The 19,351-nt window shown below is 49.2% G+C and carries 11 protein-coding genes; 3 read left to right on the top strand and 8 right to left on the bottom strand.

Going from position 1 to position 19,351, the window contains the following annotated elements; translation table 11 throughout:
* Positions 1–48: 48 nt before the first annotated feature.
* From scfB to T497_RS0114320, 4 genes are all read right to left on the bottom strand, one after another.
* A complete protein-coding gene (scfB, locus tag T497_RS0114335) occupies positions 49–1,416 on the bottom strand; it encodes a thioether cross-link-forming SCIFF peptide maturase (RefSeq protein ID WP_028516214.1) in 1,368 nt (455 codons plus the stop codon).
* Between the two features lie 70 nt (positions 1,417–1,486).
* Positions 1,487–1,624, bottom strand: coding sequence for a six-cysteine ranthipeptide SCIFF (scfA, locus tag T497_RS18180; protein WP_009985845.1), 138 nt, complete (start codon positions 1,622–1,624; stop codon positions 1,487–1,489).
* A 115-nt stretch (positions 1,625–1,739) separates the two neighbouring features.
* Positions 1,740–2,684: a dockerin type I domain-containing protein gene (locus T497_RS17780; protein ID WP_028516213.1), complete on the bottom strand. Its 945-nt coding sequence runs from the start codon at positions 2,682–2,684 to the stop codon at positions 1,740–1,742.
* 14 nt (positions 2,685–2,698) lie between these two features.
* Positions 2,699–4,624 (bottom strand): ATP-binding cassette domain-containing protein, encoded by a 1,926-nt coding sequence (locus tag T497_RS0114320; RefSeq protein WP_028516212.1) that lies wholly within the window; start codon positions 4,622–4,624, stop codon positions 2,699–2,701.
* A 758-nt stretch (positions 4,625–5,382) separates the two neighbouring features.
* On the opposite strand from T497_RS0114320, the gene T497_RS0114315 reads away from it, so the two are divergent.
* The 3 genes from T497_RS0114315 (at position 5,383) to T497_RS0114305 (ending at position 9,388) form a co-directional block, all read left to right on the top strand.
* Positions 5,383–7,620 carry a substrate-binding domain-containing protein gene (locus T497_RS0114315; protein WP_028516211.1) on the top strand — a complete coding sequence of 746 codons (2,238 nt, stop codon included), beginning with the start codon at positions 5,383–5,385 and terminating at the stop codon, positions 7,618–7,620.
* On the top strand, positions 7,610–7,969 hold the full coding sequence (locus T497_RS0114310) for a TerY-C metal binding domain-containing protein (protein ID WP_037325233.1): 360 nt from the start codon (positions 7,610–7,612) through the stop codon (positions 7,967–7,969). The genes T497_RS0114315 and T497_RS0114310 overlap by 11 nt, the downstream gene beginning before the upstream one ends.
* A gap of 312 nt (positions 7,970–8,281) precedes the next feature.
* A complete protein-coding gene (locus tag T497_RS0114305) occupies positions 8,282–9,388 on the top strand; it encodes a cation diffusion facilitator family transporter (RefSeq protein WP_028516209.1) in 1,107 nt (368 codons plus the stop codon).
* Positions 9,389–9,549: 161 nt separating this feature from the next.
* On the opposite strand, the gene T497_RS0114300 is transcribed toward T497_RS0114305, so the two are convergent.
* The 4 genes from T497_RS0114300 to T497_RS0114285 form a co-directional block, all read right to left on the bottom strand.
* A complete protein-coding gene (locus T497_RS0114300; RefSeq protein ID WP_028516208.1) occupies positions 9,550–11,940 on the bottom strand; it encodes an endonuclease MutS2 in 2,391 nt (796 codons plus the stop codon).
* Positions 11,941–11,950: 10 nt separating this feature from the next.
* The gene (locus tag T497_RS17010) at positions 11,951–13,060 is read right to left on the bottom strand and encodes an Mbeg1-like protein (RefSeq protein WP_051530693.1); all 1,110 of its coding nucleotides are present in this window, start codon (positions 13,058–13,060) and stop codon (positions 11,951–11,953) included.
* 117 nt (positions 13,061–13,177) lie between these two features.
* The gene (locus tag T497_RS0114290) at positions 13,178–16,276 is read right to left on the bottom strand and encodes a glycoside hydrolase family 9 protein (protein WP_028516207.1); all 3,099 of its coding nucleotides are present in this window, start codon (positions 16,274–16,276) and stop codon (positions 13,178–13,180) included.
* A gap of 326 nt (positions 16,277–16,602) precedes the next feature.
* Complete coding sequence (locus T497_RS0114285) at positions 16,603–19,158, bottom strand: glycoside hydrolase family 9 protein (RefSeq protein WP_028516206.1); 2,556 nt, start codon at positions 19,156–19,158, stop codon at positions 16,603–16,605.
* Positions 19,159–19,351 lie beyond the last annotated feature (193 nt).

Below are 19,351 nucleotides of genomic sequence, written 5' to 3'. Positions count from 1 at the left end.
TCAATACAAATCAAAGGGAACATCGCTGCCGATATTCCCTTTCTTATGTCATTCTGCGCTTTCAGCCATACGTACAGCCTTCATCATGATAGCGCATTCAAGGCGCTTCTTTTCCAGCTGGCATGATATCTTATGAGCAGTTCTGATATCGCCCATATACTGGTAATTATTGGCGTTGCAGCCGCCGCTGCAATAGAACTTTGCCCAGCACTCGCGGCAGTCGGGCTTTGAGTAAACGTGAGCCTTTGCGAAGTCCGCTTTCATCTCCTGATTGAAAGTGCCCTCGTCTATGTTGCCCATTTTGTACTCGTCGATACCTACGAACTGGTGACATGGGAAAATATCACCGTCGGGAGTGATAGCGACGTAGTCGTTTCCGCAGCCGCAGCCTCTCAGACGCTTGATAGCGCATGGTCCCTGATCGAGGTCAAGCATGAAGTGGAAGAAGTTGAACTTCTTGCCCTGCTTCTCGTTTTCGAGAAGTCTCTGAGCCAGCTTTTCGTACTCGGCGAAAACTGTGGGGAGGTCTTTCTCTGTGAGGGCATAGATATCGTCGTCGCCCACAACAGGCTCAACGGATATCTGGTCGAAGCCTGCCTCGTTAAGGGCAAAAACGTCATTGGAGAAGTCGAGGTTCTTGTTGGTGAATGTGCCTCTTACATAGTATTCCTTATCGCCTCTGCCTGCTACAAGCTTCTGGTACTTTGGAAGTATCATATCGTAGCAGCCCTGTCCGTTGGGGAGAACGCGGAAGTAGTCGTTTACCTCCTTGCGTCCGTCGATAGAGAGAACAACGTTGGACATTTCGCGGTTGATGAAGTCTATCTTATCGTCGTCGAGGAGAAGTCCGTTTGTGGTGATAGTAAAGCGGAACTTCTTGTTGTACTCCTTTTCACGGCTTCTTGCGTACTCGACTACCTGCTTTACAACATTGAAGTTCATAAGGGGCTCGCCGCCGAAGAAGTCAAGCTCCAGATTCGGTCTGTCGCCTGAATTTTCAAGGAGAAAATCTATAGCGTGCTTGCCTGTCTCAAAGGACATGAGCTTTCTGCCCTTGCCGAAGTCGCCTGTGGAAGCGAAGCAGTACTTGCAGCGAAGCTGACAGTCGTGTGCGATATTCAGGCACATAGCCTTAACGGGAGAAGCTACGGAGTACTGAGCGTACTTCTCATAATCGTCCTCGGAGAAGAGTATCTTGTCGTTGTAGAGCTCCACTATCTCCTCATAGCACTCGCGGATATCATCGGGAGCATAGGATTTTGAGAGCTTATCCACAACTCCCTGTGGACATTCAGCCTCGAAAGGGGGCTCAACGTTGTCCAGCAGGTCGTATGTGAGCTCGTCCACCAGATGAACGCCGCCGCTGTTGACATCGAGGACTATGTTAAGTCCGTTAAGCTTATATTTATGTATCATCTTCAATACCTCTATTCAAAAAATATGAGGCAGCATTTGCATACTGCCCCGACTTATCTTAGCCTTTAGCTTATCTCTCGCACTTCTGATTTGCAACTGTGCAAGAAGTCTTGCAAGCAGACTGACATGAAGCCTGACACTTGCCGCAGCCGCCCTTCTTAGCGGATTCCTTGAGATTAGCCTTATTGATAGTCTTGATGTGTTTCATATTTGTGACCTCCATAGGTTTTAACGGTATTCACCGCAGAATACTTTATAATATTATACCATACATTGAAGTACAATGCAATAGTAATTTCAAATAATTTATTCTTTTACCGATATCACTCTTCAGGTCCGAAGATACTGTCGTAGACAAAGTTATAGATATCGATATAAGTATTGGCTGTATAGTGGAGGCCGTCTGTTGTGCCGTAGCCGTTCCACACAAGATATGTATATGAATCAAGGAAGGTTATCCTGCTGTCCAGACCGTCGCGGAGAGCGCTGTTGAAAGCTTCTATCCTGCCGTTGAGGTAGGAGTATCCGCCGTCGCATGGATTAACAGACATTACGATGACCTTGTTGTTATCGAGGAACTCATCTGGCAGACCATTGTAAAGTCTGAGATAAGCGCCGCTGTCAAGGTCGTTTACTCCGAGGTTGATAATTACCGTCTTATCGCGTATCTGGCATATCTGGTCAAAGTTGTTCCTAAAGAGACCGATACCAGCACCGACCTTTGCGATGTTGTCAATAGCGACACTGCGTGAAAGTCCCACTGTACGTGAATCTCCCACCCAGAACCACTCTTCGTACTCGCTGTCGATACGCGGAAGAGTATACTCGAAGCTGTCCGCTTCTACTGCCTGCTGAATCTCGGTAGGCTGAGACTGTGCCGCCGCCTGCTCTTCAGCTTTCTGTTCTTCCTCTGTGTTTCTCTGCTTGATGCCGTTTTTTTCAAGGAAGTCGGTAAAAATAGCACCTTCATCGCTCACTGATACCCAAGCATAATAAGAAAGTATCATAGAAGCGTCAATGGCGTCCAGCTTGCCGTCGCCGTTGAAGTCGCCTGCCGATTCCTCGTACGAATAAAGGGGACTTTCCTGTCCCGAAGAAACTGCCGCATATGCATCAAGAACGCTTGAAGCGTCCACTGAGTCCACCGTACCGTCGCCGTTCACGTCGCCGATCATAAAGAGACCTGCTTCTCCGTGAGCGGGCAGAGCCGCTGCATTGACAGCGAGCACCGCAGCCGCGGTAAGGCTCATAAGCGTCTTCTTTTTCATAGATTTACTCCTTTTCACTGGTCAAGCTCAATCAGAAGCTCGAAATCCGCATCGATCCTCTGTTTAAGCTCTTCGATCTCGGCACATTTACGATTCATAAGCTCATAATCGGTGTAGACCTCCTCCTTGCCGATCTCCTCGGTAAGCGAGTCTATCTGCGCCTGCAGATCGTCGATTTCCTTTTCAAGGCGTCTCATTTCATTTTTTCTCGCAGCGTCAGCGCTTCTCTGCTGCTTGCTGCGATAGTTTTTAGCAGATCTTTCCTTGGCTGCCTCCGCAGCCTTCTGCTGTTTTTCGGCTTCGAGAGCCCGCCTCTCCGCCGCCTGCTCCTCACGGAGCACATCGAGATACTTGTTGAAGCCATAATTATGAAGCCGATAGCCTCCGTCGGTAAGCTCGATAAGTCTGTCAGCGATCTTGCTTAAAAGGTAGCGGTCATGGCTGACAAATATGACCGTACCCGTATATTCAGCCAACGCCTCCTCGATAGCCTCTTTTGAACTGAGGTCGAGATGGTTGGTAGGCTCGTCGAGAATAAGAACATTGCCGTGCTCCTGCATCATGATAGCGAAGCAGAGCTTGGCGCGTTCGCCGCCGCTGATGACACCTGTCTCCTTGAACACGTTCTCGCCGATAAGGCGTACCTGTGCAAGCAGGCTGCGCACCTCCAGATCTGACATGAGAGGATAGCGGCTGTGGAGCTCCTCCATAACTGTGAGCTCTTTATTTAGGTTTGTACTTTCCTGCTCGAAGTAGGAAATTTTAATATTGCTGTTCCAGCGTACAATGCCTTTATGTGGAAGCTGCTCCTGTATTATGCGGAGCAGCGTTGATTTTCCGATACCGTTATCTCCGATGATACCCACCTTTTCGCCCCTGCGGACTTCAAAATCCAGAGTATCAACGAGAGTTTTTCGTGCAGCGCCCTCTCCTACGGAAATATCCACGCCCTTGACCTTGAGCACGTCTATAGGCGGCTCAACGGCGTATGTGAAGCGGATCTTCGCGTGTTTTGTGTCGTGGACGGGACGTTCCACACGTTCTATCTTTTCAAGCTGTTTTCTGCGGCTCTGAGCCATTTTCGTAGTTGACGCACGAACGAGGTTCTTTGCCACGTATTCCTCCATATGAGCTATCTGCTTCTGCTGTATCTCATATTCCTTTTCGCGCCGCGCGTCGTTTTCCTCGCGCTGACGGACAAAGGCGGTATAATTTCCTCTGTAGCGTGTGAGGACTCCCCTCTCTATCTCGCAGATAGAGGTGCAGAGCCTATCGAGGAAGTAGCGGTCATGGGAAACTATCAGCACCGCGCCCTTGTAGGAGCGGAGATAGTCCTCAAGCCACATTATCGTCTTGAAATCAAGGTGGTTTGTAGGCTCGTCAAGAATGAGCAGATTGGGCTCTTCAAGAAGGAGCCTTGCAATGCAGAGACGAGTTTTTTCGCCGCCGCTGAAGCCCGACACGGTACGCTCCAGCTCCTCGCCCGAGAAGCCCATACCGTTAAGCACCATGCGTATCTTCACATCAGTGTTGTAGCCGTCGTTGGCTTCAACCCATGAAGAGAGCTGCTGGTACTCGTCCGCAGCGGAATTATCGCCCATTTCTATTTCAAGCTCTATCTCGCGGAGTCTGTCGATAGCACGGTGTATGGGAGCAAATACGCTTCTCATCTCGTCGATGACGGTATTCTCGGTATTGAGACCGCCCATCTGTTCGAGGTAGCCCACCGTGGTCTTTGCCGCCATTGAGATGACGCCGTCCTTTTCGGTGAAGCGGTCAGGCTCAACGGAGCCTGTGAGAATTTTCAGAAGCGTGGACTTGCCGCAGCCGTTGTTTCCCACAAGGCCTATCCTGTCGCTCTCGTCAATGGAGAGTGAGACATTTTTCAGCACCTGATTCCCGTTATAGAACTTGTTTACATTCGTTAAGCTTGCAAGCATTGTGAATTTCCTTTTTTCAGCTGATATGCACAAGCAGGTTTTCACATTATTGTGCATACTGCAAATATAAATGCAGCCAAAGCATTGTCAGTCAACAAAATACCCAGCATACATATACCAACATAATACCATTTTTACACTGAAATGTCAATGGTCACGGTAAATAAAACGCCGCCGCGATTTCAAGCGCTTTTATGCATATTTCATTAAAATCGCCTATTTTTCGGACGTTCACGGATAAAATAGAAAAATCTCCCGAGGGGGGAGATTTTTCTGAGGATTAAAAGATATAAGGATTGAGGGTATTAAGCTTGTCCTGTGTTCAGCTTCTAAAGCTGATGTTCCGTGCGAAGTGCCTAATCTCCGAAACGGAAATAATAACCCCTGAAAGGCATAATCGGTAATTCGTTTACACCTTCTTCATATATTATACATTATCTGAGCATAAATACAATGAAAAATACTATCCTTTTCAGAAGATTATTTGTAATTCTCATGACAAATATATAAAATCATCTTGCATTTGGCACTGAACTATGATACAATAGTACATATAGAAGCAATGATTTTGCTTCGCCAAAATCATTGCTTAGTTGAGAGTTGAGAATTGAGAGTTAAAAGTTATGATAGGAACTTCAGCGACATTATTTAAATAATATGAGCGAAGCGAACACACTAACTCTAAACTCTCCACTCTCAACTCTGAACTGTATCAAAATTCAGAATATCTGAATTTTGATCATGAAAGGAGAGATAATATGAGCCGCAGGATACTTATAGGCGTGATCATCGCTGACTGCCATATAGACTTTCAGAGCGAGATACTGCGCGGCATAATCACGCAGGCTTTCAAGAGCAACTGCGATATCGCAGTAATCGCGCCCCTCCACGACTTCTCCGTCCGCTCCGTCCACAAGGACGCCGAGCGCTCTGTCCTCGACCTTATACTCTCCGACAGCATTGACGGCATCATCTACGACAGGAACACCTTCCACGACGAGGACATCTGCCGACACATCGACAACCTATGCAAACGTTCGGAAAAACCCGTCATGCTCCTTGACTACAACGACCACAAGAGCTTCGAGACCACTTCCGTGGACGACCGCGAAGCCTTTGAGACCATAACCGACCACCTTATCAACGTCCACGGCTATAAAAAAATATACTGCCTGACAGGTCCGAAGAATACATTCAGCGGCGAGGAACGCCTTGCAGGCTATAAAAGCTCCATGAAGAAGCACAGTATTAATATAGGTAAGGACTGGACGGAATACGGCGACTTCTGGACAGAAGCTCCAAAGCGCTATGCAAAGCGTATTTTCAGCGGAGAGCTGGAGCGTCCCGAGGCTATAGTCTGCGGAAACGACGTTATGGCTATAACTCTCACCAAGCTTTTCACCGACGCAGGTATCAGAGTTCCCGAGGACATAGCCGTTACGGGCTACGACGCTTCTATCGAGGGCTACCAGTCCTCACCGTCTATCACAAGCTACAGCCGCCCCAATTTCCAGCTTGGCGCGGAGGCTCTCAGACGTCTTTACCGCATTATCACAGGAAAGATATGCAGCAAAGTCCCCAATGAGAACGGCGAGCTCCGTCTGGGAGAGAGCTGCGGCTGCGCGGAAAACCCAAGCCTGCGACACAGCATACAGCGAAATATAAGCATAAACAGCCGCTTTGAGACGCAGCTTCTCTATGGCGATATGCTCTTTGATATAACAAATGCGGATAATATCCACACTTTTGCCGACAGGCTGGATAATTACACCTACTTCCTGCATAAAATGAGAAGGGTGAGGATATGTCTCACCAAGAGCTACGTGGACGCCACCGTGGATAAAAACGCCGAGGAGCTAAGCTTCCACACAGGCGACCAGATGAAGGTAATTCTTGCGAAGTCTGCTATCTGGCGTGAATCCGAGTCCCACGGCTTTTTCAGCTCGTCGGATATACTCCCCGATTACAGCGAGGAGCGCAGCTACCCCTCCGCATTTTTCATCTCTCCCCTGCACTACAACAATAACTTCTTCGGCTACTGCGCAGTTTCCTTCGGCAAGGAGCCACGTTCGTTCAGCTCACTGTACCTGAAATGGATAAACTACGTAAACGTCGCCCTTGAACAGGTTCGCATAAAGGCTATAATGAACCGCACTATACTCAACACCAGCAAGGCTCTGCTCTACGACCACATTACGGGACTTCTCAACAGAAGCGGTATCGAGCAGGAGTTTGAAACCAAGCTGTCTGCGGCTTCGGGAAACCGCTTCATCGAGTGCATGACCTTTGAGCTGGGCGGACTGAAAAAAGCCTACTACCAGAGCGGCGAGGAAAAATCCAACAGCATTATGGCGGCATTCGCCAAGAAGCTCCGCTCCTGCATACACGGGCGCGAGATATGCGGCGCATGGTCTTCCCAGACTCTATGCGTTATCAGTCCCGAGAGTGAACGTGTACCCACCATATACGAGCAGCTCTGCGGCAAGATACGCGAAACTCAGTTCAGCAGCGAGGAAAACTGCAATATCGACTTCACCGTGGGAGTTTGCAGCCTTGAGCTGGATAGTTCCTCTGACCTGTCAGAAGCCATGTACAAGGCAACTGTGAACCGCGTGTACACCTACACCATTTCCGAGCCCACCTCAAATCCCCAGTTCGAGAAGCTCTGCCTGCTCCGCAACAGGATAATGAAGAACCCCGAGCTGCCGTGGAAGATAAGCGAAATAGCGGAAAGCCTGTACCTTAGCAAGAGCTACCTGCAAAAGATATACAAGTCCTACTTCGGCAGGAGCATTATCGAGGAAATGATACAGTTCCGCATAGACAATGCAAAAACTCTGCTTGCTCAGACGGATATGACCGTTACGGAGATATCCCGAGAGTGCGGCTATTCATCGTATAACTACTTCGTCCGCCAGTTCAGGATGTGCGAGGGCTGCTCGCCGTCGGAATACCGCGACGAACAGAAAAGAAAGGCTGTTGAACATGAAAACTGATACTAAAGCTGAAGTTATCCTCATGAAATGCCCCGAAACTCAGAAGATATACGGAGTAAGAGTGGAGGAATGGCAGGGGGACTGGTTCAGGACATGGGCTTTTCCCGTTGACGTAAAAAAAGCCTCACACGAAGGCTTCGACAAGAATAAGATAAGAGGTAACCTCTACCCTGCTGACGAGTACAACGGCTGTCCCTACTGCAAGTCTGTATGCTTCGTGCAGTGTACACGCTGCGGAAAGCTCAGCTGCTGGAACAACGAGGAGCGTATCTCCTGCGCATGGTGCGGACTCACAGGCGATGTTTCCAGAATCGAGGACGAGGTCGACGTAAAGGGCGGAGATTATTGATAAATTAAGAAGGAATTAAGGGAACGCCTTCACTTGCAAGGCGACACTAATCGTGTCCGGCACCCTCTGTCAGCTTTGCTGACATCTCCCTGCACAGCAGGGAGTCACCCTCTTGAAAAACAGTCCACCGGACTGTTTTTCAATTCACCCTTTGCGAAGCGCCTGTCGAAATCGGGGCGCTGCCCCAAACCCTGCAAGGGCTGTCAGCCCTTGACCTGACCAAAGGAACACAGTCCCTTTGGAATCCCCTTATTAGTATCATCATATTTTTGCAAGACGTCAAACTCATTTTTATCAAGGAGGCTATCCTCAATGAACAGAGATAAGGTCATTGTCAGAACCAGCCTTATCGGTATTCTGGCAAATGTGTTCCTTGCGTCATTCAAGGCTGTAGTAGGCATACTCAGCTCCTCTATCGCTATCATACTGGACGCCGTCAATAATCTCAGCGACGTAATGTCCTCGGTGATAACCATTATCGGCACTAAGCTTGCACAAAAACGTCCCGACAAAAAGCACCCCTACGGCTACGGCAGGATAGAAAACCTCAGCACCTCGCTGATAGCCGTCATAGTTCTATATGCAGGCGTTACCTCCCTTGTGGAGTCCATAAAGAAGATAATCCACCCGCCTGTGCCCGATTATTCCGCCGCCGCTATAATCATTGTTGCTTCGGCAGTCGTGGTAAAGATACTTCTCGGACTTTACGTCCGCAGAAAAGGCGAGAGCGTAAACTCCGACTCGCTTATCGCTTCGGGCAAGGACGCTCTGCTGGACTCGGTGATCTCTGCGGCAACTCTCCTTGCGGCTATGATATACCTTATATTCGATATCCGCACAGAAGCATGGCTGGGCGCAGTAATATCCCTTGTCATCATCAAATCAGGTCTGGAGATTCTGGGCGACAGTCTCTCCAGCATCATCGGAAAGCGTATCAGCAGCGAGCTCTCCAAGGAGATAAAGGAGACCGTCACCTCATTCCCCGAGGTTCAGGGCGCATATGACCTGATACTACACAGCTACGGTCCCGACCTGCTTATCGGCTCGGTGCATATAGAAGTTCCCGACACGCTGACCGTTGCGGAGCTCGACAAGCTGGAGCACCGCATAACGGAAAAGACCTTTGTGGAGCACAATGTAATTCTTGCAGGTATAAGCGTCTATGCCGTAAATACTCAGAACGACCATGCTTCGCAGGTATACAGCGATATCCGCAGGAACGTCATGTCCCACGAATATGTCTTGCAGATTCACGGCTTCTATCTTGACGAAAAGCGCATGACGATACACTTCGATATCATCATAGACTTTGCCGCTCCCGACAGCGAGGAGCTCTATGAGCATATCCTCACCGAAACTCAGCAGGCTTACCCCGATTACAGCGTAAGTATCACGCTTGATACCGACGTCAGCGACTAAAAAAGCCGCCGTCACGGCGTAAAGTTGAGAGTTGAGAGTTGAGAGTTAATGTATTCGCTTCGCTCATTTTATTCAAATAAGTCGCCAAAGGCGACACCACAACTTTCAACTCTTAACTCTAAACTCTCAACTTAAAAAAAGTCCAGCAAAGCTGGACTTTTTTATTTCACTTCTGCAATTGTAACGCCGTCCTCGCCCTCGCCGAACAGTCCGAGCCTGTATGACTTTATGGACGGGTGGTGCTTCAGACGGTTCTGGACTGCCTGTCTCAGAAGTCCCGTTCCCTTGCCGTGGATAATAGTCACGGTGGAGATATTGGACATTACTGCCTGATCTATGAATGCGTCAAGCTGAACCAGTCCGTCATCGCAGGTACAGCCGCGGATATCAAGCTCCATTTTTCCCCTGCGCTCAGCCTTTACGCCTATCTTGTTCATCTTTCGGGCAGGACGTATGGACTTGTTGCCCACAGTGACCTTTTCGGGCTCTTCAAGACGCAGACGGGAGATGTTCATCTTGGTCTTCATAACGCCCATTTGCACGAACACGAAGTCGCTGCCGTCGGGCTCGCCCGAGATTATGCCCTTGCGCTGCAAGTCCACAACGTACACCGTATCCCCGCGGCGGAGCTTTCTCGGCAGCACGTAGCCCTCGTTGGGATCACGCTTCTCCACGGGATTTGCCGTATCGTACATCTTGTTGAAGCTCTGCTTCGTTTTGGACTTCATGCCCGAAACGTTGCTGCTGAAATCCTTTTTATCCTTTTCCTTGCGCAGTCTGTCAAGCTCGTCAAGAAGCTCGTTGGACTCCGCCTTTGTCTGCTCGATAATGGTCATTGCGCGGAGTCTCGCCTTTTCAAGCTCCTCAGCCTTTGTTTTTTCGAGCTGCTCGCGCTCCTTACGGATAGCCTCCTCGTGCTCAGCAGTTTCTGCTCTCAGACGTGATATCTCCTCTTTCTGCTTTTCAAGCTCCATACGGCTTGCTTCCAGCTTGCCGATGACCTCTTCAAGACGGGTGTTTGCTTCACTTACTCTTGATTTGGCGTCAGCGATTATATCCGACGGCATACCCAAGCTTTCGGATATAGCGAAAGCGTTGGACTTACCCGGAGAGCCCACGATAAGCTTATATGTCGGTCTCAGCATCTCTATGTCGAACTCGCAGGAGGCGTTTTCCACGCCCTCGCTGTCTATTGCGAATACTTTCAGCTCCTGATAATGAGTAGTCACCATTACCTTGGCGCCGCTTTCCATGAGACGGCGGATAATGGATATGGCAAGTGCCGCGCCCTCCACGGGATCCGTACCCGAACCAAGCTCGTCAAGGAGCACCAGCGACTGCTCGTCGGCAGTTTTCAGTATCTCGATGACCTTGTTTGTATGGGACGAGAATGTGGAGAGGTTCTGCTCAATGCTCTGGCTGTCGCCTATATCCGCAAGGATATGGTCATAAACGGAGATCTTGCTGCCGTCGGCAACAGGGATAAGAAGTCCGCACATTGTCATAGCCGCAAGAAGTCCCGCAGTTTTCAGAGATACAGTCTTACCGCCTGTATTCGGACCTGTGATTATCAGCGCCTGATAATCCTCGCCAAGGCTTATCTCCACGGGAACAGCCTTGTTCTTGTCGATAAGGGGGTGACGAGCCTTTTTCAGGTGCATAGTGCCGTCGTCGGTTATCTCGGGCAGGGAGCAGTTCAGCTTTGCCGCTAAGTTTGACTTTGCAAAATAGAGGTTCAGCTCAGTGCAGACCTTATAATTCTCGGCAAGTATATCCGCATAGTCGCCGCAGTCGCGGCAGAGCTGACGGATAATACGCTCTATCTCCTCCTGCTCCTTGGCTTCAAGGAGACGGATATCGTTGTTGGCTTCGACGATAGCCATAGGCTCGATGAATATGGTCTGTCCCGTAGCCGATGTATCGTGTATAAGACCGCTGACCTGTCCGCGGTACTCCGATTTTACGGGAAGAACGAATCGTCCGTCACGGATAGTGACATTCGCCTCCTGCAAGTACTGCTGAGTGGTCTTGTTCTTTATCATTTTATCGAGAGTTTCACGGAGCTGCATACCTGCGCGGTTTATTTTACGGCGTATTGCAGCCAGCTCGGGACTTGCAGCGTCGGCTATCTCGTTTTCAGAGATTATGGAGCGCTCCAGCTTTTCAAGCAGCCAGTCGTTGGGCTGCAATCTTGAAAACAGATAGCTAAGCTCTGTTTCCACGTTCTCGCAGTGAGCGTACCAGTCCGCAAGAGCCTTTATCTGGCGGAGCATAGCCGCGATATCCATAAGGTCACGGAGAGATATGACAGCTCCCTGCTTTGCTCTTGCAGCCACTGAGCTTATATCCTTGAAATTGCTGAACGGCGGAGTTCCGAACTGCACCGACAGTGAAAGCGCCTGCGATGTCTTGAGACATTCGTAGCGAACCCTCTCCAAATCGTTGTCGGGACGGACTGCTAAAGCCATGCGGCGCGTCTCCTCGTTTGAGGTGAGCTCCGCCAGCATCTCCAGTATTTTGTCAAGTTCTAATGTTTTTAAGTATTTATCCATGTTTTATCCTTTACTTGAAAAATGCGCCTGTTCCGTTCTGAGCTATTTTCTTGAAGGCAGTTTTCATTACCGCCTGCTGCTCGGGGCGAAGATTTGATATCGCCTTGATTATGGACGGATAGGACTTGAGCTTTGCTATCTCCTTCAGCGTATCCTTATCGGGAGCACGGAGTATCTCGAACAGGGCGTCGGAGAATATCTGTCTTTCGGTATCGCTTAGGTCGTCCAGCATACCCGAAATGGCTCTGTTTATGACGTCTCCCGACTTTTTCAGCCTGTCTGCAAGGAGGAAGCGGTTGCGCTTCAGCTCCCAGTTATAGGCATAATGCTGCTTGATACCGATAGCGGAGTTTTTCACTATCGTCGGATCGGAGCCGCTGCCCAGCAGCATTCCCACGATAGAAGCTTCGGGTATAAAGCTCCTTATTCTCGGCAGCATTTCCTTGTATGTCTCGGAATTGAGTATCTCATCGCGGAATCCGGGACCGTCGAATGAGTAGATATTGGTTATGCGCTTACGTATGCTCTCATCGCAGAAAAGGGAGCTGTATATCGCGGAATTTCCGCCCTTTGAGTGTCCGCCCACTCTTATGGGACATTCGCTGCCCTCAAAGGCGTGATTGAGGTATGTGATAGCTCTCTCCTGTCCCGAGGTCATCTGCATATAGCTGAGTGTGAAGTCCTCTTTCCAACCGATGACCGAGCCGTCAGTACCGCGGAATGCCGCAAAGCCGCTGCCGTCTCCGAGCCTGTAGGTCAGAGCTGCGAACTGCATATCCTCGGCGTGCTGCTTCTCGCTGACATAGCCTCTCAGCATAGTGCCGCGGAAACGCCTTGACTCCGCAAGCTTTCTGAAAAGCAGATTATCCTGCTCAAAGGTAAGTATGGTAGATTTCGGATCAATGAGGTCAGGTCGGTATCTGCGGTAAGCGTCGGGAATAGATATCTCCTCATCGAAGCTGTCTGAAACTGCGCCGTCAAGATTCACGTAGCACAGCTGAGAAAGAATAAGTCCGTCTATTTCATTGAATGGATCGGCAGAAAAAGGAACATCGCCGCGCCAGTCAAGATAATCAAGAATATTTGCCAGAATACCGCCCCCTGTAAGAAGTTTAACCATGATAAATTTGCGCTACTCACTATTATATCACTTATTTATTAACTTTTCAAGTGGAGGGCGTATAAACAAAAAAGAAGCGGCGATAATCGCCGCTTCTTGATTATTCAAGTAATTTAATTACTTAGTAGGATCGAGTGTGGAAACCTTCTTGAGGAGGTACTCCTGGATGCGGAGAGCATCGTTAGCTGTTACGCCGTCACCATGTGAAGCAACGTCTGCATTAGCAAGACCCTTAGCTGTGATGTGCTTGTCATCAGAACCGTTGAGACCGTACTTGTTCGGGTTAGCAAGGTTCTGCATGATGAGAACAACGTCTGACATATCAACATCGCTGTCGCAGTTAGCGTCGCCCCAAACGTCAGCCTTAACGTCAGGTGTGCTTACAGTTGTGGTTGTTGTAACAGTGCCGGGATCCTTAGTAGTAGTTGTAGTTGTCTTACCTGGATCTGGCTGACCATCGATGTATGTGTACTTCTCGTCCTTATCCTGGAGGAACTCAACGATCCAAGCAAGAGGAGCGTTCCAGTTGATTGTAACCTCGTTGGTTGACCAAGCTTCGATAGAGTCAACGAAGCATCTCTGTGATGGGTTTGTAGCCTCGCCGGGAACGAATCCGAGTGCACGAACGTATGGATCCTGGAGACCAGCGTTAGGACCGCCTGAGAGAACTCCGTCAGGAGCCATAGGCAGAGTCTTATCGAGCTCGTGTGACCAGTATCTGTGGTGAGGATTTCTCTCCTTGTATGTACCGTAACCTGTTACATATGAGAATGAAAGCGGGTTACAGCCGAGGAGGTAGTCCATACCTGTAACAACACCGTTCAGGTACTTCTCTTCGCCTGTTACATCGTAAGCGTAAGAAATAGCCATGAGGTTGTTGATAACCATTGAGTTTGAACCCCACTCATAGCCCTTGATGATGATATCCTTGGAGAGGTTGTTCTCATCAGTGTATCCGGGACCGTCATACTTGTATGGGATACCGTAACCCTGTGACTCCTCTTCTGCGATATATGCATCAGCAGTCTTCTTGAGTGAAGTGATCAGTGTATCCTTCTGATCTGCTGTGAGGTACTGGTTGTTAAGGAGAAGTGAGATAGAACCAGCGGAAGCTGTATTACCCCAGTTAAGAACTGAGAATGTACCTGTCTGGTTCTCACCGCCAGTGATTCTCTCAGGGATCTTGAAAGCGTTATCATACTTGGAAAGAGCTGTGAGGTATGTATCAGCGTCGCCGTCCTCGAGAGCCTTACAAGATGTGAAGATCTCGCAAGCTGCCCAGTACATATCGTCTCTTACCTCGTTATCACCGTAAGGACCACCGCCCTTAGCCTGGTTGAACGGAGCATAGAGTGAAGTCTTGTTTGTCTCTTCTGTTTTAGAAGCTTCATACCAGTTCTTGTCAGCTGCTGCATAAGCGTCCTTAGCTTCCTGGAGATAGAACTCAGCCTTTGATGCGTCATAAGGCTTGATAAGTCTTGCAACCTGAGCTGCACAAGCAGCATAGTTCAGTGTAGCTGCAAGCGTTGGAGGCTTAACGATACGCTCTGTGTTCCAGCCCTTTGAACCGTCCTCGAGCTTCTCGCCTGAGTAGTCCCAAGGCTTTGTAGCAAGACCTGTCCACTTGTGGTCGTGGAGCTTGTGGTAAACCATGCCTGCGCACTTGCTGCCCCATGTAGGCTCGGACTTGTCAACCTTCATAGCTGTCATGAACTCGAGCTCATAGAGACACTCGTCGATGATATCAGGAATCTTCTTTGAATCGCCGCTCTCAGGGATATTTACTGTGCCTGAACCGTCAGCGAACTTTTCCTTAGTCTTCTCATTGTACAGAGATCTCTCATACATATTAAGGAGAGTCCATACAGAGATACCGCCGTTAACAACGTATTTACCGTGGTCACCAGCATCGTACCAGCCCTTGTTAGCTGTGATCTTGGATGAAGCATATGTAGATGTAGCCTCTTCGTTCTTGAGGTACTCATTGTGCCACTCTGTCTGAACATAAGCTGTATCAGTCTTATGACCACCTTCGTGAGCAAGAGTCTTTGTATCACCTGATGTAATATACTTCTCCTCTATATCGAGACCTGAACGGTTCTGATAGAAGTAGTTCAGAGCGTTCTTGAGCATATCGTGTGACTTGTCTGTGTAGATGTCGTCGCCGATATTGAACTCAAATGATCTCCAGTCCTCGCCCTTGATGCGGAGGTAATATCTGCCTGGCTTGTTAGCCTTTGAGAAGTCGATCTTAGCAACTGAGTCTGCTGAATCAGCATCCTTAGTAACTGCGCCTGTCTCGCCTGTCTCAACAACGTCGCCTGACTTAGCGTCAACGAGCTCCCATGTATATGTACCTGAGAGGTTGATCTTTGTAGCGCCGTGAAGGATATCACCCTTGTTATCGCCGAGAACAGCGATCTTAGCGAGATTTGTGAAATAACCAACCTGGTTTACAGAAATGAAGTTAACAGTCTTGCCGTTCTTCTTGAGGTTCTTGTCGAAGTTAGCACTGTAGTCACGGGTTGTAGCGCCGTAGCCCTCGTTAGGATCAGCGTTGCAGCAGCCCTCGCCGTGCTCCTTGTCGCCACAAGTTACGCAGTCGATTACAAGATCGTCGAACCAGATCTCGTCGCCTTCCTGAGCATTACCCTGATACTTAGTACCCTTTGCATAGTGGAAGCACCACTCGCAAGCCTCAAGGTCCTTAGTAGGCTTGAATGTACCCTCGAATGTCTGCCAGTCAGTTGTGAGCTTTACAGCAGCCTGTGGCCACTGACCGCCCATATCAGGTCCCATGTGCATATCCTTGGAACCGCCGTCGAGCTCGAAATACTCTTCTGTACCAGCGATATTACCGATCTTTGAGCAGATCTCCATACCGTCTCTGCTGCCCTTGAGCTTACAGCTTACCTTGTACTCGTGGCCAGCCTTGAAGTTGAGGTTTCTGTGTCTTACCTGAAGGTCCCACTTCTCGTGGTCAGCACCCTCTGGAACGAGAACCTTTATATGGAATGAACCGTCCTCAAGGTTGAAGTCCTGCTTAGCAGGTGATGACTCACAAGTGTGCCATGGAAGTGCCTTGTGTGTGAATTCGCTCTCACCAACGACCAGACCAGCTGATGCATTCATAGGAGCAACCAGATTAGCTGCTGAAGGAATGATCATAGCCATAGACATTACGCTGGCAATAAGCTTCTTTGCATTCTTGTGCATTTGAATACCCTCCCTGAAAATTTGAATATAACTTATAACGCAGTGTCAGTGCAAACGCTGCGGTTATATGCTTGTATTACGGGCTAAACAGAGCCTCCTGAGCGGAGCTTGCACCGACCTCTGTTTACCAATCATATTATATTATATCGAGAAAAAAAAGTAAATAGTTTTCTGGAATTTCGTTCATTTCCCTAATGGGATTGTGAAAATTTTGTGTACAATGTCAAAAAGGTAAAAGAAATAAGAGGGCTGTAAAACCCTCTTATTTCCAAAATATGAATTAATTCATTATTTTTCTTATATTGCCTTTTACGAGCTTCCGAAGCTTACTTTTTGTAGCTTTCGGGAAGCGTGTCGATGAGGTGGAGAAGATATCTCTGAATGCTCAGAGCGTCAGCAGAAGTGATGCCCGAGCCGTTCTCATAAACGTCGCCGTTTATAGTACCCTGCTCCGTGATGTGGTGCTCATCGGTACCGCTTGTGCCGTACTTATTCGGATTAGCCAGAGCCTGCATGATGATAACAGCGTCTGCAAGGTCAACGCCCTTGTCGCAGTTAGCGTCGCCCCACTTGGAAACGCTGTTTCCTCCCTGGTTTATTGAAGTTGTTGTACCCTCAGTAGGATCCGGTTTAGTTGTTGTAGCAGTTGTTGTGCTGCCTGTTGTAGTTGCAGTTGAAGTTGTTGTTGTAACTGAGGTTGTTGTGGTTGTTGTTGGCTTTGGAGCTGTGGTTGTTGTACCTGTTGCTGGTGTACTACTCCCACTGCCTTTTGTGCACGGCTTAGCTACAAACTTAGTGCCGTCAGGCTCCTCGCCCCATGCGATAACGCCGTCAACGTACATAGGCATATGCTCGTTGAGAGAATCAGCCTTCTTGAGGTCTGTAGCCTTTGCAAGACCGCCGAGGTATGACCAGTCGTTTGATGTATCCCAAGCGCCTGCTGTGGACTTGCCGTCTACTGCGTCAGGAATAGAGATCCTGAACTGTACCTCGTCTCTGTGCTCGCTCTGACCTGTAGGCTGGATAGCTCTGCCGTCGTCGAACTTTATGCTTGCATAGTATGTATTGCCTGTAGGATCGCCCTCATACTTGTGAGGACCTGTAACTGTAGCGTGTCCCTGACCGCTCTCGTACTGCTGTGACTTGCCCTCTACCTTGATATCGTCAATCGAGAGACCTGCATCGATGACCTCAGATACATCGAAGAAGTATCTGTACTCAACATCCTTGGCAACTCTTGCAGGCCAAGCTGTGTGGTTCATAGCCCAAGCCTTTATCTCGGTATATGTAGTACCTGCTGTTCCATTTACTACAGCAGCTACCTCCCACTCAGCCCACTTGGGCATCTCAGCAGGCGGGAAGTCTGCAAGCGGAGTTCCGCCGTAATCGTCTATCATAGCACAGAGACAAGCTGTATAGCCTGCGTTGTAGTCGATAGCTACCTCTGTGTACTGGTAATCTGCTACCTTGTAGTCGCCGTAGTTGCCCTTGCTGTCAGGACCGCCGATAAGTGCGCCGTAGAGAGTATGAGCATACTCAGTCTGCCAGCCCTCGGTGCCGCTTGACTTCTGACCGAGGTCATTCCAGTGGTCATCGTGAACGCCCGAAGTTGTTCTGTGGTGGATAGCTGTAGGGCTTTTCTCACCCATGCCGAGAACATAGCTGAGTCCCATTTCATTATCGCCGAAGCAGTAGTTCATCTGTGAGTCGCCCCATTTGTCGAACTTGCTCTCATTTGCAGTGCCCTTGAATATTGTATCAGAGCCCAGCTTTGCAAGGAACGCAGTTGTTGTTGCATGACGGAGGCAGCCCCACTGGAACAGCCATGAAAGTCCCTTCGGAGTTATGGACTGGAGCTTCTTCTCGTCCTCGCCCATCCAGTATTTGAGGTGACGTGCGCAGTGGTCGATCCACTCCTGATCCTGTGTTATCTGAGCATAGAGGAATGCAGCGCCCTGTGAAGTATCGTCCCAGCAGAGTCCCCATGTATACTTTCTTGCAGTAGACTGCTCTTCAAGCGGGAAGTTGGGGATATAGTCCTTTTCAACCTTGTCAAGATAAGCCTTGTCGCCTGTAGCCTTGTAGAGCCACAGAGCTGCGAACATACAGTCGTCGATCCATGATTCTGTTTTGTACATTCCGCTCATGCCGCCGATATCCTTGCAGGCTCTGATCTTGTCAGCTCCCTCAAAGAGATCCTTTGCGTGCTTGAGGTACTGGGCAGCCTTGTCGGGATCGCTGTCCTTGAATATGATATAGCCCTCTGCAAGTGCTGCTGCCGAAAGGCCTGCTACGGAAGCATTCTTGATAACGTCATAAGGACGCTCCCAGTCGCCGTTGTTAAGATGATGCTTGCGGAGGTATACCTCAGCGCTGCACCAGATGTTATGGTCGGTAGAGCCGCCTGTGAAGTCGCCGATAGTTCCTACTACGCTTCCGCCGCCCTTGTCGCAGCCCATAACGTAGTCGAGTCCCCACTGGAGGTTCTTACGGTAGAGGTCGTCAAGACCGGCCTTTTTAACAGCGTCCTCATACTCGATGTAGCCCCAGCCCAGCATAGAAGCCGAGTAAGCATTTGTAAGGCAGAACTTGAAGTGGTCGCCTGCATCGAACCAGCCGCCGGGAACAACATCAGTCTCTTTGCCGTCCTCGTCCACCATGGAATCTGCGCGCCACGGTACCTGGTTCCATTCGGGGAGCTTGCCTGACTGCTGTACTTCGTAGAAGAACATCGACTTCTGGAGAGCCTCAGCGTAGTTGTAGCTTGAAGCCGCCTTTGCTGTGGAAGCTGCGTCCTGCTGACCTGCTGTGGGAGCGTATGAGAGCATACCCATAGACATGGCAAGTGCAGAAGCTGCCGCCGTGATTTTTTTGATTATCATTTTTAATACCCCTCTCGTATTAAATATTTTCAGATATGGTATCACACCACACCTATACACCTTAAATATACAATAAAACCGCAGATTTGTCAAGCCAAAAACAACATTTTTCACAAACGAGCTGTGCCAGCTCGACCGCTTGCCACGTTGCCGCTCGTAAACTCGCTCACATTCATCAGGATCGTTAGCCGAA

This window comes from Ruminococcus flavefaciens MA2007 (assembly GCF_000621845.1).
Taxonomy (GTDB): Bacteria; Bacillota; Clostridia; order Oscillospirales; family Ruminococcaceae; genus Ruminococcus; species Ruminococcus flavefaciens_E.
Note: the sequence above shows the minus strand (reverse complement) of the source record. Positions and strands in the feature narration are given on the sequence as shown.